This window comes from Candidatus Methylomirabilota bacterium, from assembly GCA_036005065.1.
Lineage (GTDB): Bacteria > Methylomirabilota > Methylomirabilia > Rokubacteriales > DASRDR01 > DASYQW01.
This window is the reverse complement of sequence record DASYQW010000222.1, coordinates 42,684-56,069: the sequence shown is the minus strand read 5'-3', so window position 1 is coordinate 56,069 and position 13,386 is coordinate 42,684. Positions and strand designations below refer to the sequence as shown.

Sequence of the window (13,386 nt, the reverse complement as noted above, 5' to 3'; positions counted from 1 at the left end):
GGCGGCTTCGCCGCCGCCACGATGGGGGGGCATCGGGGGGTCTTCCGAGACCCCCCCGAAATGACCTAGCGGCCGCCTCGGGCGTGGGCCGCCGCGGCCTCCAGGGCGCGCTTCGCAAAGACACGCGTGAGATGCGCCTTGTACTCCACGGAGCCCTGGAGATCCGCGGTGATGGCGACGCCGTCAGCCGCCTTTTCGGCCGCCGCCGCGATCCCCTGGGTGTCGAGCGCCTTGCCGGTGATTGCCGCTTCCACGCCCTTCGCCCGCGTCGCCTTCGGTCCGGCACCGGTCACGGCGACGCTCGCCTTCTGGCACGTGTTGCCACTGACCGTCAGCACAGCGGCCACCCCCACCACCGCGAAGCGCGAGGCCGGATGTGGATGCTTCACGTAGGCCATGCCGGTGCCGGCCGCGGGCGCCGCGATCCGAATCTCGGTCAGGATCTCGTCGGGACCGAGCGCCGTGGTCATCAGGTCCTTGAAGAAGTCGTCGGCCTTGATCGTCCGCGCCCCCTTGGGACCCGTGGCCCTGAGCTCGGCCCCCAGCGCCAGGATGACCGCCGGCCAGTCGGCAGCCGGGTCGGCGTGGGCGACGCTCCCGCCGATGGTACCCAGGTTGCGCACCTGGGGGTCGCCGATCATGGCGGCGGCCTGCGGGAGGATCGGGCACTTGGCCTTCAGCGTGGCGTTGGACTCTATCGCGTAGTGGGTGGTGAGCGCGCCGATGACGAGCGTGCCCCCCTCCTCGCGGACGCCCGAGAGCCCGCCGATCCGCCGGAGATCCACGACGTGCTTGGGGGTCGCGAGCCTCAGCTTCATCAGCGGGATCAAGCTGTGCCCGCCGGCCAGGAGCTTGGCGTCATCCTTGTGGGTGGCGAGGAGCTTGACCGCTTCGTCGACCGTGGTCGGACGGTGATATTCGAAGGTCGCTGGATACATGAGCCTCCCCCTACTTCTTCCGCGCGGCCTGGACGGCCGCCCAGATCCGGGCGGGCGTCAGAGGCAGGTCGATGTGCGTGATCCCCAGCGGAGCGAGCGCGTCGAGCACGGCATTCGCGATCGCTGCGGTGGAGGCGATGGTCCCCGTCTCGCCCGCCCCCTTGATCCCCATCGGATTCACCGGGGACGGCGTGACGGTCCGGTCGGTCTCGAACGATGGCAGGTCGCCGGCCTTCGGCAGGGCGTAGTCCATCATGCTCCCGGTCACGAGCTGGCCGTTGGCGTCGTAAGCGGCGTACTCCCAGAGGGCCTGAGCCACCCCCTGGGCGATCCCGCCGTGGACCATGCCGTCCACGATCATCGGGTTGATGACCCGCCCGACATCGTCGACGGCCACGTAGCGGAGCACCTTGACCTTGCCCGTCTCGGGATCGACCTCCACCTCCGCGATGTGTGAGCCGAACGGGAATACGAAGTTGGGCGGATCCCAGAACGAGGTCGCCTCCAGCCCGGGCTCCAGCCCCTTCGGGAGGTTGTGCGCGAGGTAGGCCATGAGCGCCACCTCCGCGAAGGTCTTGGCGCGTCCCGGCGAGCCCTTGACGAAGTACTTCCCCTCGCCGTAGTCGAGGTCGGCCTCGCTGGCCTCCAGGAGGTGGGCGGCGATCTTCTTCCCCTTTTCCTTGATCTTCTGGATCGACGTGTGGATGGCGGCGCCCCCGACGGCCGCCGAGCGGCTTCCATACGTGCCCATCCCGAACGGAACCGCCGCGGTGTCGCCGTGGACGATCTCGACGTCCTCGAAGGGCAGCCCGAGCTCGTCGGCGGCCAGCTGGGCGAAGGTCGTCTCGTGCCCCTGCCCGTGGGAGTGCGAGCCCGTGTAGACGGTGATCTTGCCGGTCGGGTGCACCCGCACGTGGGCGCTTTCCCACAAGCCGGCCTGGGCGCCCAGCGCCCCGGCCACCTGGGAGGGCGCCGGGCCGCACGCCTCGATGTAGGTGGCGAAGCCGATCCCGAGGTAGCGCCCTTGCTTGCGGGCCGCTTCCTGCTCGGCCCGGAGCTTTTTGTAGTCGACCATCTGGAGGGCTCGATCGAGCGCGGGGCCGTAGTTACCGCTGTCGTACTGGAACGCGACCGGCGTCTGGTACGGGAACTTCGACGCCGGAATGAAGTTCTTCCGACGGAACTCGGCGGGATCCGCACCCAGCGCCCGCGCCGCCAGGTCGCACACCCGCTCGAGCAGGTAGGTCGCCTCCGGGCGTCCGGCCCCCCGATAGGCGTCGACCGGCGTCGTGTTCGTGAAGGCCCCGACCACCTCGCAGTAGATGTTGGGGATCTCGTAAACCCCCGACAGGAGGGTGCCGTAGAGGTAGGTCGGGATCAGCGGCGCGAACGTCGAGAGGTAGGCGCCGAGGTTGGCGTTGGTCTTGACGCGCAGGGCCGTGATCTTGCCGTCCTTGTCGACGGCCATCTCGACCTCGGTGAGGTGGTCGCGGCCGTGGGCGTCGGTCACGTATGACTCGCGCCGCTCGGCCGTCCACTTCACGGGTCGCCCGAGGGCCTTGGACGCCCAGGAGACAGCGACCTCCTCCGGGTAGACGAAGATCTTGGAACCGAAGCCGCCGCCGACGTCCGGCGCGATCACCCGCATCTTGTGCTCCGGCATGCCGAGCACGAAGGCCGCCATGAGGAGCCGGTGCACGTGCGGGTTCTGCGAGGTGACCCAGAGCGTGAGGTCGCCGGTGGCCGAGTTGAAAGAGGCGCAGGAGGCCCGCGGCTCGATGGCGTTCGGGATCAGGCGCTGGTTGACGAGCCGCTGCTTCACGACCTTGGCCGCCGACTTGATGGCGGCGTCCGTCTTGTCCTTGTCGCCGATGGACCAGGCGAAGCCGACGTTCCCGGGGGCGTTCTCGTGGAGCTGCGGCGCTCCCTTGGCCACCGCCTTCTCGCCGTCGCTGACCGATGGCAGCTCTTCGTAGTCCACGGTCACCGCGTCGGCTCCGTCCCTGGCCGCGTACGGGGTTTCGGCGATCACCACCGCCACCGCGTGGCCGACGAAGTGGACCTTGCCGGTGGCGATCGCCCGGTACTCGGGGATCTTGATGTCCGGCAGAAGCCACCCGCACGGAAGCGGGTTCACCCCGCCGGCCGCCAGGTCCTTACCCGTGTAGACCGCCACCACGCCCGGCACCGCTTTGGCCTTGGCGACGTCGACCTGGCGGACCCGAGCGTGAGCGTGCGGGCTCCGCACGAAGACGGCGTGGGTCTGGCCGGGCAGCTTCACGTCATCGGTGTAGACGCCCTTACCGGTGATGAAGCGCGGATCCTCCCGGCGCTTGATGCTCGAGCCGAAGAGCTTCGCCTGGGCCATCCCCCACCCCCTACTTCATCTTCTCGGCCGCGTACTGGATGGCGCGGACGATGTTGTGGTAGCCGGTGCACCGGCACAGGTTGCCCTCCAGGGCATGCCGGATGTCGGCCTCGCTGGGACTCTTCTGCCGCTGCAGGATCTGGTAGGCCGCCATGATCATCCCGGGCGTGCAGAAGCCGCACTGGAGGCCGTGCTTCTCCCAGAACCCTTCCTGGATGGGATGAAGCTTTCCATCCTTGGCGAGTCCTTCGATCGTCAGGATCTCCGCCCCGTCGGCCTGAACGGCGAACATGGTACAGGCCTTGGCCGAGACCCCGTTCACCAGGATGGTGCAGGCGCCGCACTGACTGGTGTCACAGCCCACGTGCGTCCCGGTGAGGTTGAGGACGTCACGCAGGTAGTGCACCAGGAGCAGCCGCGGCTCCACGTCGGACGTGTGCGCCGTGCCGTTGACCTTGACCTGGATCTTCACCGCTCAACCCCCTTGTGTAGCTGGCTCCGTGTCTCTGGCTTCCCGCTCACTGGGCGGTGGCCTTGCCGACCTCCGCTTCCAGGGCCGAGAAGAACTGCTCCATGAGCATCCGGGCCGCCGCGCCGATGAGGCGCTGGCCCACCGCCGCGATCACGCCGCCCACCTGGGCCTCCGCCCGGATCGTCGCGAGGGTGCCGCCGTCCTGCTCGGTCAGGGTCAGCCGACCCTCACCCTTGACGAAGCCCGGACGGCCGCTCCCCTCGACGCGGAGCGTGTATCCCTCGGGCGGCTTCTTGTCGGTGATGGCGAGGCGACCCTGGTAGATCCCCTTCACCGCGGCCACGCCGACCGAGAGCGTCGCCTCGAACTCGTCGGGTCCGACGGGATCGAGCCGCTCGCAGCCGGGCGTCGCCCGCGCCAGGACGGCTGGGTCGTTGAACACGGCCCAAACGCGATCCCGGGGCGCGCTGAAGTGATGGGTCCCTTCCAGGGTCATGAGTCAGGGAGACAAGAAAGTAGCGCTACCGTACCGCCCGTGCCGGAAGGCTGTCAAGGCGGTGTTTTCCCGGCGGGCTTGACACGCCCGGCCCGCTGGTCGTAGCGTCGTTCTCACGGCCGCGCGTCTTTCGGCCGCGCGCTTCCCAGCCCCCACTCGGCGAGGACCCTGGACGGATCCAGATGGGAACCGGCTTCGCGCTGTTCGCCGGCACGGCGCCCGAGGTGATCCGCGCATCGGCGCGGGAGGCCGAGGCGCTCGGCTACGGCTCCTTCTGGGTGAACCATCCCGGCTCGCTCGATGGGCTGGCCGCCCTCGCCCATGCCGTCGGGGAAACGCGGCGCATCGAGCTCGGCATCGGCGTGATCCCTCTCCACACGCGCCAACCGGACAGCATCGTCCAGGGGGTACGCGCGAACGGGCTGCCCGTCGATCGCCTCCTCCTCGGGGTCGGGAGCCCGAACCCCGGGGCTCTCGAACGCGTGCGCGCCGGGGTCGCCGAGCTGCGCTCGCACCTTCGGGCGCGTCTGGTGGCGGCGGCGCTGGGCCCCCGGATGTGTCGCCTGGCAGGAGAGGTCGCCGACGGCGTCCTCTTCAACTGGCTGACCCCGGAGCACGCGCGGGTGTCGGCCGAGTGGGTGCGGGCCGGCGCGGCGGCCGTGGATCGGTCGGCGCCGCGGCTCTTCGCGTACGTCCGCGTGGCGCTCGGGGGGCCCGCCTCCGATCGGCTGGGGGAGGAAGCGGCCCGTTACGCGAGGATCCCGGCCTACGCCGCCCACTTCGCGCGCATGGGCGTCGATCCCGTCGAGACGGCGATCGGCGCCCCCACGCCCGACGCCATCGCCCCCGCGCTCGGTCGCTGGCAGTCGGTGGTCGACGAGGTCGTCATCCGCGCCATCACGGCCGGGGATAGCGTCGAGGAGACCCTCGCGCTCCTTCGGGCGGCGAAGCCGGCGTAACGGTCAGCCCCGGCGGGGAGGACCGGGCCGGCTCAGTCCTCGGCATCCCCAGGCTCGGCCATCGGACTGGGCATGGCCGATCCCTTGGGCGAGAGCGCTCGCCGCCAACCCGGGCCTGCTGTCACCCTGCTGGACCGGATCGCGGAGGAGGAGGTGGGGGTCGGCATCCACGTCGTCTGCGAACTGCTGGCGGGTGCGGAACTGGCCACCCGGCCGTCCGTCGAGCGCCAGCGTGTCGACGAACTGTGCGCCGACCTGCGGATCGTGTATCCAGACCAGCGGTTCCCGCCGACCTATGCGCGGCTACTGGCCGCGCCGAATCGGGCCCGCCAGCGTATCTCGACTATGGACCTCGTGATCGCCACCGCGGCGGTCGTCGATGAAGCAAGCCTGGTGAGGCGGGTCCCCCGCTCGCCGGTCTCCTCCACGGCGGCGTAACTCAGGTGGGCGAGGAGGCGTCGCAGACCTTCGGCCAGCGGCATCGCGGCGAGCCGGACCGTCACCTTTTCCTCGAGCTGCTCGGTGCCGCGGATCTCCAGACCTGTCCGGTGAGCGACCTCGCGGAGCACGGCCGACAGCGCCACCAGCTCCGCGGTCACGCTGAGGCGATCGTCCGCCCAGTCGACGGTGACCGGCGCCCCGGCCGTGGCCGGCGCGGTTCCGAGGAGCGCCAGACAGATGAGCGTCGCCCGTACGATCATGGAAGACACTACCCTACCCCCGGCTCCGAAGGCGGTCAAGTCACGGCCGAACATGCCGTTGCGTCACACAATGTCACCGCCCGCGCGATGACCGACCTGAGGAGTCCCGAGACCCGGGTCGCGAAGCAAGGACGCCTCGCGCGATCCTTGCCGTCGCGGCCGAAGGGGGGTTATACTCCGGGTATGAAAACCGCGATCTCCGTTCCTGATCCCATCTATGCTGAGGCCGAACGGCTCGCGCGCCGCTTGAAGAAATCACGCAGCCAGCTCTATGCCGAAGCCATGGCCGCGTACTTGCGCCGACACGACGCCGAGGCGCTCACCGAGGCCTTCGATCGTGTCTGCTCGGCCATCGACCCCCGCCCCGACCCCATGGTAGGGGCTGCGGCCCGGCGGGTGCTCGCCGGGACCGAGTGGTAATCGCCCAGGGCGATATCTGCTGGGCCGATCTGCCCGATCCTACGGGGTCCGGTCCGGGGTTTCGCCGCCCCGTGGTCGTCGTGCAGGGTGACGCCCTGAACCGGAGCCGCATCGGCACGGTGGTGTGCGTTCCGCTCACGAGCAACCTCCGCTGGGCCGAGGCGCCGGGAAACGTGGTGCTTCCCGCCCGCAGCACCCGGCTCCCCAAGGATTCGGTTGCGAACGTGTCACAGATCGTCGCGATCGATCGGACCCTGCTCGTGGATCGCGTGAGTCGGCTCAGCCGGCGACAGCTCGAGGTGATCCTGGACGGCATCGCGCTTGTCCTCGGCCGGTAGGCCCCTCGCCGCCAACCGCCTGGGCCACGTCCTCCCCCCGCCCCCGCGGAGCAAAAGGAGCGCGGAGGCCCGGCTAGTGCGTGAGCGCTCCCGGCCATCGGGCCACGCCCACCTGCGCGACGTAGCCGACGAGCTGGACGAAGATCCCTCCGATGAAGAGCGCCCAGCCGGCCATGGCCGCCGCCCGGATCGCCGCCGGCCAGCGCTCGCGCGGGACCTCGATCCCATCGCCCGCCCACGACCACCAGAACGCGACCATCAGCAGCAGCATCCCGCCGGCCAGGATCGCCGCGTAGCCCGCGTCCACGACCAACATGGTCGGAACTCCCATCGCCCCTCCCTTCCGGGTTCAGTCGCTCGGGTCGAGGAGACGGCGCCCTTCGGCGCGGACGAGCTCGAGCACCTCGCGGACCGGCCGCCCCTGCTCGCGCGCGATCCGCCGCACCTCCTCGAACTCCGGGGTGACCGTGACGGCGCGCCCGCCGAGGCGCGACACCTTGAACGTGACCGGACCGAAGGCCGTCTCCACCCGGACGAGCTCGCGCGGCAGGCGCGCCCGCTGCCATTCGTGCCAGCGGACCCCGATCGTCGTCGTCTCCCGGAAGAGGAGCGCCGCCAGCTCCGCGACGCGCCCCGGTGAGCCGAACGCGGTGAGGACGATCCCCGGCCGGCTCCGCTTCATGATGACCGGCGTCAGGTAGACGTCGAGCGCGCCGGCCTCGAGCAACCGCTCGATCAAGGGCTCGTAGAGCTGGGGCGACATGTCGTCGATCGTCGTCTCGACGGCCGATAGCGTCTCGGTCTCTGCTCCACCGGGGCCTTCGGTCGCCTCGCCGATCATCACGCGCAGGAGGTTCGGGATCGGAAGCTCCCGCGTCCCGGCCCCCCAGCCCAGGGCCTCGAGCGTCATCGTGGGCAGCCGACCGGGCGTGGCCAGGGTGGTCAGGATCGCGGCGCCGGTGGGGGTGACGAGCTCCGCGCGCACGCCGTTGTCGTACACGGGGAACCCGCGCAGCAGCTCGGCGGTCGCCGGGGCTGGCACCGGCAGGCGCCCGTGCGCCGACTCGACGGTGCCCCCGCCGAGCGGGAACGCCGAGACGTGGACGGCCTCGACGCCGAGCGCGTCCAGGCCGGCCAGCGCGCCCACCACGTCGACGAGCGTATCGAGGGCACCGACCTCGTGGAAGTGAACCGCCTCCACGGACACCCCGTGGACGCGCGCCTCCGCCTCCGCGAGCCGCGTGAGGATCCGGGTGGCGCGCGTCTTCACGGTCCCCGGCAGCGCGCTTCGCTTGATCGGCGTGAGGAGGTCGGCCAGATCGTGAAACCGGACCGCGGGGTCCGTCTCGACGGCCAGGTGGGTGCCGCGGAGACCTGCCCGCTCGACCGGCCGGGCGTCGAGGCGCCACCCCGTCACCGAGAGCGCGCCCAGGGTTGCTTCCAGCGCCCCGATCGGACAGCCCGCATCGACCAGCGCGCCGAGGATCATGTCGCCGCTTGCGCCGGCTGGACAATCGAAGTAGGCGGCCCGCATCGCTTACTTGCGCCCCACCGCCAGCAGGGCTTCCGCCGGCAGCGTCACGGAACCCCCGCCGAACCTGGCCTGGAGCTCCGCGACGAAGACGCGGCCGGCGGCGGCGACGCTCTCGGGGGCCAGGGACCCGAGCAGCTCCGAGAGAACGGGCGACACCCCCGTCATGTTCGACCAGAGCCAGTCGGCGGACGGGAAGGTCCCGGGTCTCGCCACCGCATGGACCGTCACCTCGCGGAAGCCGGCCGCCCTCGCCTCGGCCTCGAACGCGCCGGGCGCTCCCAGGTCGTGCCAGGACGGCCGGCGGGCCGGCGGCGCCCAGCCCGGGACGGCCGCCTGCACGGCACGGCGGACGAGGGGAAGGAAGGCCATGCGCTCGGGGCTGCTCCAGGCGGCGACCACCGCGCGGCTTCCCGGCTTCAGGATCCGCCACATCTCGCGAAGCCCGCGGACACGATCGGGAAAGAACATCAGGCCGAAGACCGAGTACGCGGCGTCGAAGGCCGCGTCGGGAAGCGCGAGCGCCTGGCCGTCCATGATGGCCGGCCGGACCCGTCCCTCCGTCTTCGCGAGGCGCACCCGGAGGCGGGCCAGCATCGCCGGCGCGAAGTCGATCGCGAGGACGTCGGCGCCTCGCCCGGCGGCGAGACATGCCAGGTTCCCGCACCCCGTGGCGACATCGAGGACCCGGGACCCGGGCTCCGGCGGTACGAGCCGGAGCGCTTCCTCGGCGTACAGGGCCGTGAACGGGTCGAGGACCTGCGCGTAGGTCGAGGCGACCGCGTCCCAGCCGTCCGGTCGCTGATCCGCGCTCGCGACGCCCATGGATGGCCGCCCGGACACGACTGTCAGGCCGACTTGAAGGAGCGTTCCAGCTCCACGTCGAGAAGGGTCGGGCCGCCGCGGCCGAGGGCGCGGCCGAGCGCGGGGGCGACCTCGGCGGTCTTCTCGACCCGCTCGGCCTCGACCCCGAGCGACTGGGCGAGGCCGACGAAGTCCACGCGCGGATCCTCGAGGTCCATTCCGACGTAGCGGTCCGCCTGGGCGGCCAGCCCCTTCATCGCGTGGATCCGCTGCTTGAGGATCCGGTACGAGGCGTTGTTCAGGATCACCAGCACCACCGGGACGCGGTAGCGCGCGGCGGTCCAGAGCGCCTGACAGGTGTACATGGCGCTCCCGTCTCCGATGAGTCCCACGACAGGCCGGCTCGGGAGCGCCAGCTTCACCCCGATGGCCGCCGGCAACCCCCAGCCGATTCCGCCGCCGCGCAGACCGAAGAAGCTCTTGGGATCGTCGCTCTTGAGGAACGTCCGGAGCCCGGCCCCCGACGAGATCGTCTCGTCCACCACCACGGCCTCCGGCGGCAGCGCCTCGGCGACGGCATGCATCAGCGCCAGCGGCGGCATGGGCAGCTTGTGGGCATCGGCGAGGGCCCGCGCGCGGAGCTCCCCGGCGTGCCGGGCCTTGGCCGCCCGGGCCGCCGCCAGGCGCTCGGCCGCGCGCGCCCGCCGCTCGGGTGACAGGCGCTCCTCGATCGCGGCCCACAGCTCCGGCAGGGTCGCCTTCGGGTCGCCGAGGATCGCGACGCGGGCCGGATAGTTCTTGCCGAGCTCCCACGGGTCCACGTCGAGGTGGACGATCGGCAACTCGGGCGGCATCGGGTCGAGGTCGGACGGGAGGGACATGGTCAGGAGGTCGCCGCCGACCGAGAAGAGCAGGTCACCCTGGGAGAGCGCCTGGCGGATGACCGGCGCCTGCCGGACCAGCGCCCCGCGGAAGAGCGGGTGCGAGGCCGGAAACGAGGCCGTGCTCGGGACGCCCTCCGCGTACACCGTGGCCCCCAGGAGCTCGGCGACGGCGACCAGCTCGGCGTGGGCGTCGCTCGCCGCCACGGCGTCGCCCGCCATGATCAGCGGGCGCTCCGCCCGCGCGAGCAGATCGGCCGCCGCCTCGACCGCGGCCCGGTCGCCACGGTGCCGCGGCGCCACCCGCGTCGGCCGGCCGAGCTCGATTTCGCCTTCCGCGTTGAGGACGTCGGCCGGAAGCGAGAGGAACACGGGGCCGGTCGGCGCGGCCAGCGCGGTCTTGGCCGCCCGGTGCACGGCGCGCGGCAGATCCGCGAGCCGCCGAACCTCGGCCGACCACTTCACGAACGGCCGGGCGATGGGCGGCAGATCGGCCCAGAGGATCGGCTCGGTGAAGTTGAAGCTCTGGTCGTGCTGGCCCGCCGTCACCAGGAGCGGCGCGCCCGCCTTCTGGGCATCGTAGAGCATCCCGAGCGCATTCCCGAGGCCGGGGGCCACGTGGACGTTGACGACGCCGAGCTTGCCCGAGGCCTGGGCGTAGCCGTCGGCCATGGCGACCACCGCCGCCTCCTGGAGGCCGAGGACGTAGCGGATCACGGGCTCCTCGACCAGGCCATCCATGAGGGGGAGCTCGGTGGTGCCGGGATTGCCGAAGAGGTACTCGACGCCTTCTTGCCGGAGCAACGCGAGGAAGGCCTGCTTGCCTGCCATGAACGGCATGACTCGTCTCCCGTGTCGAAGCGAACCCGCTGGCGCCTGGCGGCACCGCGCTAACGGATCTTGGCGGCGAGCTTGTTGATCCGATCAGCCAGGCAGGCGGCGCCGAAGCCGTTGTCGATGTTCACCACGGCGACTCCCGGAACGCAGGAGGCGAGCATCGTCAGGAGCGCCGCGAAGCCCCCGAGCGACACCCCGTATCCCACGCTCGTCGGCACCGCGATCACCGGGCGGTCGACCAGGCCTCCCACGACGCTGGGCAGGGCCCCCTCCATGCCGGCCACGACGACGATGGCGTTGGCCTCCAGGAGCAGCGGGTGATGCTCGAGCAGCCGGTGGAGGCCCGCGACGCCCGCGTCGTAGATGCGCTCCACGCGGTTTCCCCGCACCTCCGCCGTCAGCGCTGCCTCCTCCGCCACCGCCAGATCCGAGGTGCCGGCGCTCACCACCGCCACCAGCCCCACGCCGTCGACCGGCTCGGGCCGGGCGACCAGGAGTCGCGCCTCCGGGTGGTAGGCGCAGGGGAGCCCCGCCGCCCGGGCGGCCCCGTGCATGGCGGCCGAGGCCCGGGTGGCCAGCACGTTCCGGTGCTCCTGAATCAGCCGGCTCAAGATCCGGATCACCTGCTCCGACGTCTTGCCCTCGCAGAAGACCGTCTCCGGCATGCCGGATCGCATCGCGCGGTGCGTGTCGAGCTTCGCGAAGCCCAGGTCCTCGAACGGGAGACGCCGCAGGCGGCCCAGGGCTTCGTCGGGGGAGACGGTGCCGGCCTGCAGGGCGCCGAGTAGCTCGCGCAGCCGATCGACGTCCATGCGGGTCAGGAAGCCGGGGCGCCCGTCTTTGCCCGCAGGGCGACGAGCACCTCATTGAGGCTTCCCGAGCGGAAGCCCTGGAGGTCGACGGTGACGAAGAGGAACCCGAGCTCGCGGAGCCGCGCGGCAATGGCCTCCGCGCGCCCCTCGACCCAGAGCCGCTCCATCTCCGCCTTGTCCACCTCGAGCCGGGCGATCTCGCCGTGGTGGCGGACGCGGAAGGTCCGGAAGCCGAGGCTCCGGACGAAGGCCTCCGCCCGGTCCACCTGGCGGAGCTTCTCGGGCGTGATCCGGGTGCCGTAGGGGAAGCGGGAGGAGAGACAGGCCATGGCGGGCTTGTCCCAGGTCGGCAGCCCGAAGGCACGCGAGAGCTCCCGGATCTCCGACTTCCCCAACCCCGCTTCGATGAGGGGCGCCTTGACGCCGCGCTCCCGGGCGGACACCATCCCGGGCCGGTGGTCGCCGAGGTCGTCCACGGTCGCGCCGTAGACGAGGTGCCGGAGGCCCTCGGCGGCGGCCACGGGTAGAAGCCGCGTGAAGAGCTCCTCCTTGCAGAAGAAGCACCGGTTCGGCGGGTTCGCCGCGTAGGCCGGATTCTCCACCTCGCGCGTACGCACGACGACGTGGCGGAGCCCGATGAGGGCGGCCAGGCGTCGCGCCTCCTCGAGCTCACCCTCGGCATAGCTTTCCGAGTCGGCGGTGACGAGCAGGGCGCGGTCGCCGAGCGCCTCCCGCGCCGCCCAGCCGAGGAGCGTCGAGTCCACGCCGCCCGAGAAGGCCACCACCACGCTCCCCAGATCGTCCAGCACACCGAGGAGCCGCGCGTACTTCGCGCGGACCTCGGGGGCCAGCCCGGCGAGTGACGCCTCAGTGGTCAAGCCGCATCATCTCCCGGAACGTCCGATAGCGGTCCTCGATCTCGGCGTCGTGCAGGCGCACCAGGCGATTCAGCGAGAAGTCCTCCACGGTGAACGACGCCATGACGCTTCCGTACACGATAGCACGCCGGAGCGCGGCTTCGTCGACGGTCTCGGCCCGGGCGAGCGCGCCCATGAAGCCTCCGGCGAATGTATCCCCGGCCCCGGTCGGGTCGAAGACCGAGTCGAGCGGAAACGCCGGGGCGAAGAAGAAGCGTCCCTGGCCGGCCATGAGCGCGCCGTACTCGCCACGCTTGACCACGACGTTCCGCGGGCCATAGGTCAGGATCTTCCGCGCCGCCTTGATGAGATTCGGCTCCTCGGTCAGCATGCGCGCCTCGGCGTCGTTCAGCAGCACCGCATCCACTTCACCCAGCACCCGGCGCAGGGCCTCGCGCTTGCCCCGGATCCAGAAGTTCATCGTGTCCAGGGCGGCCAGGGTGGGCTGGGTCACCTTCCGGCGCACGTCGAGCTGGAGGTCGGGATCGATGTTGGCCAGGAAGAGGAACGGGCTCTGCCGGAAGTGATCCGGCAACGTCGGCCGAAAGTCCGCGAAGACGCCGAGTCGCGTGTCGAGGGTCTTCGCCTCGTTGAGGTCGTAGCCGTACTCCCCCGCCCAGCGGAAGGTCGGGCCGTCGGCAACCTGGAGCCCGCCGAGGTCGACACCGCGGCGCGTCAGGAGATCGAGGTGGGCTCTGGGGAAGTCGCGCCCCACGACGGCGACCAGCCGTACCTTGGTGAAGAAGGAGGCCGCGAACGCGAAATACGTCGCCGAGCCGCCGAGCACGTCGTCGGCCTTGCCGAACGGCGTCCGGACCGAATCGAGCGCGACCGAGCCGACGACCAGGAGCTCAGCCACGGCTCTTCGGTCCTCTCGCCGCCCGCCGGGGCGGCGGCGATCGTCGCGGCGCC

The 13,386-nt window shown here is 71.3% G+C and carries 15 protein-coding genes; 3 read left to right on the top strand and 12 right to left on the bottom strand.

Features of this window, described 5'->3' with window-relative positions; all coding sequences use genetic code 11:
- Positions 1-65: 65 nt before the first annotated feature.
- From VGW35_16630 to VGW35_16615, 4 genes are read right to left on the bottom strand one after another with little or no spacing between them, the layout of a single operon-like run.
- Positions 66-938, bottom strand: a complete 873-nt coding sequence (locus tag VGW35_16630; protein HEV8309286.1) for a xanthine dehydrogenase family protein subunit M — start codon at positions 936-938, stop codon at positions 66-68.
- A gap of 10 nt (positions 939-948) precedes the next feature.
- A complete protein-coding gene (locus VGW35_16625; GenBank protein HEV8309285.1) occupies positions 949-3,306 on the bottom strand; it encodes a molybdopterin cofactor-binding domain-containing protein in 2,358 nt (785 codons plus the stop codon).
- A 10-nt stretch (positions 3,307-3,316) separates the two neighbouring features.
- Positions 3,317-3,778 carry a (2Fe-2S)-binding protein gene (locus VGW35_16620; protein ID HEV8309284.1) on the bottom strand — a complete coding sequence of 154 codons (462 nt, stop codon included), beginning with the start codon at positions 3,776-3,778 and terminating at the stop codon, positions 3,317-3,319.
- Between the two features lie 46 nt (positions 3,779-3,824).
- Entirely contained in the window at positions 3,825-4,274 is a 450-nt protein-coding gene (locus VGW35_16615) for a carbon monoxide dehydrogenase subunit G (protein HEV8309283.1), read from the bottom strand.
- 182 nt (positions 4,275-4,456) lie between these two features.
- Between VGW35_16615 and VGW35_16610 the strand changes: the two genes are divergently transcribed.
- A complete protein-coding gene (locus VGW35_16610; GenBank protein ID HEV8309282.1) occupies positions 4,457-5,233 on the top strand; it encodes an LLM class flavin-dependent oxidoreductase in 777 nt (258 codons plus the stop codon).
- Between the two features lie 293 nt (positions 5,234-5,526).
- Here VGW35_16610 and VGW35_16605 read toward each other — a convergent pair whose 3' ends face one another.
- Complete coding sequence (locus VGW35_16605) at positions 5,527-5,934, bottom strand: hypothetical protein (GenBank protein ID HEV8309281.1); 408 nt, start codon at positions 5,932-5,934, stop codon at positions 5,527-5,529.
- Between the two features lie 183 nt (positions 5,935-6,117).
- Between VGW35_16605 and VGW35_16600 the strand changes: the two genes are divergently transcribed.
- A complete protein-coding gene (locus tag VGW35_16600; GenBank protein ID HEV8309280.1) occupies positions 6,118-6,354 on the top strand; it encodes a hypothetical protein in 237 nt (78 codons plus the stop codon).
- Complete coding sequence (locus VGW35_16595) at positions 6,348-6,692, top strand: type II toxin-antitoxin system PemK/MazF family toxin (GenBank protein ID HEV8309279.1); 345 nt, start codon at positions 6,348-6,350, stop codon at positions 6,690-6,692. The genes VGW35_16600 and VGW35_16595 overlap by 7 nt, the downstream gene beginning before the upstream one ends.
- 73 nt (positions 6,693-6,765) lie before the next feature.
- Here VGW35_16595 and VGW35_16590 read toward each other — a convergent pair whose 3' ends face one another.
- The 7 genes from VGW35_16590 to VGW35_16560 are packed head-to-tail and all read right to left on the bottom strand — an operon-like array spanning position 6,766 to position 13,333.
- Complete coding sequence (locus VGW35_16590) at positions 6,766-7,023, bottom strand: hypothetical protein (protein ID HEV8309278.1); 258 nt, start codon at positions 7,021-7,023, stop codon at positions 6,766-6,768.
- Between the two features lie 18 nt (positions 7,024-7,041).
- On the bottom strand, positions 7,042-8,226 hold the full coding sequence (gene larC / locus VGW35_16585; GenBank protein ID HEV8309277.1) for a nickel pincer cofactor biosynthesis protein LarC: 1,185 nt from the start codon (positions 8,224-8,226) through the stop codon (positions 7,042-7,044).
- A gap of 3 nt (positions 8,227-8,229) precedes the next feature.
- Entirely contained in the window at positions 8,230-9,048 is an 819-nt protein-coding gene (locus tag VGW35_16580; protein HEV8309276.1) for a methyltransferase domain-containing protein, read from the bottom strand.
- Between the two features lie 23 nt (positions 9,049-9,071).
- Entirely contained in the window at positions 9,072-10,748 is a 1,677-nt protein-coding gene (locus VGW35_16575) for a thiamine pyrophosphate-binding protein (protein HEV8309275.1), read from the bottom strand.
- Positions 10,749-10,798: 50 nt separating this feature from the next.
- Positions 10,799-11,557, bottom strand: coding sequence for a nickel pincer cofactor biosynthesis protein LarB (gene larB / locus VGW35_16570; GenBank protein ID HEV8309274.1), 759 nt, complete (start codon positions 11,555-11,557; stop codon positions 10,799-10,801).
- A gap of 5 nt (positions 11,558-11,562) precedes the next feature.
- Positions 11,563-12,435 (bottom strand): ATP-dependent sacrificial sulfur transferase LarE, encoded by an 873-nt coding sequence (larE, locus tag VGW35_16565; GenBank protein HEV8309273.1) that lies wholly within the window; start codon positions 12,433-12,435, stop codon positions 11,563-11,565.
- Positions 12,425-13,333, bottom strand: a complete 909-nt coding sequence (locus VGW35_16560; protein ID HEV8309272.1) for a PfkB family carbohydrate kinase — start codon at positions 13,331-13,333, stop codon at positions 12,425-12,427. Before VGW35_16560 ends, larE begins: the two co-directional genes overlap by 11 nt.
- Positions 13,334-13,386: the final 53 nt, after the last annotated feature.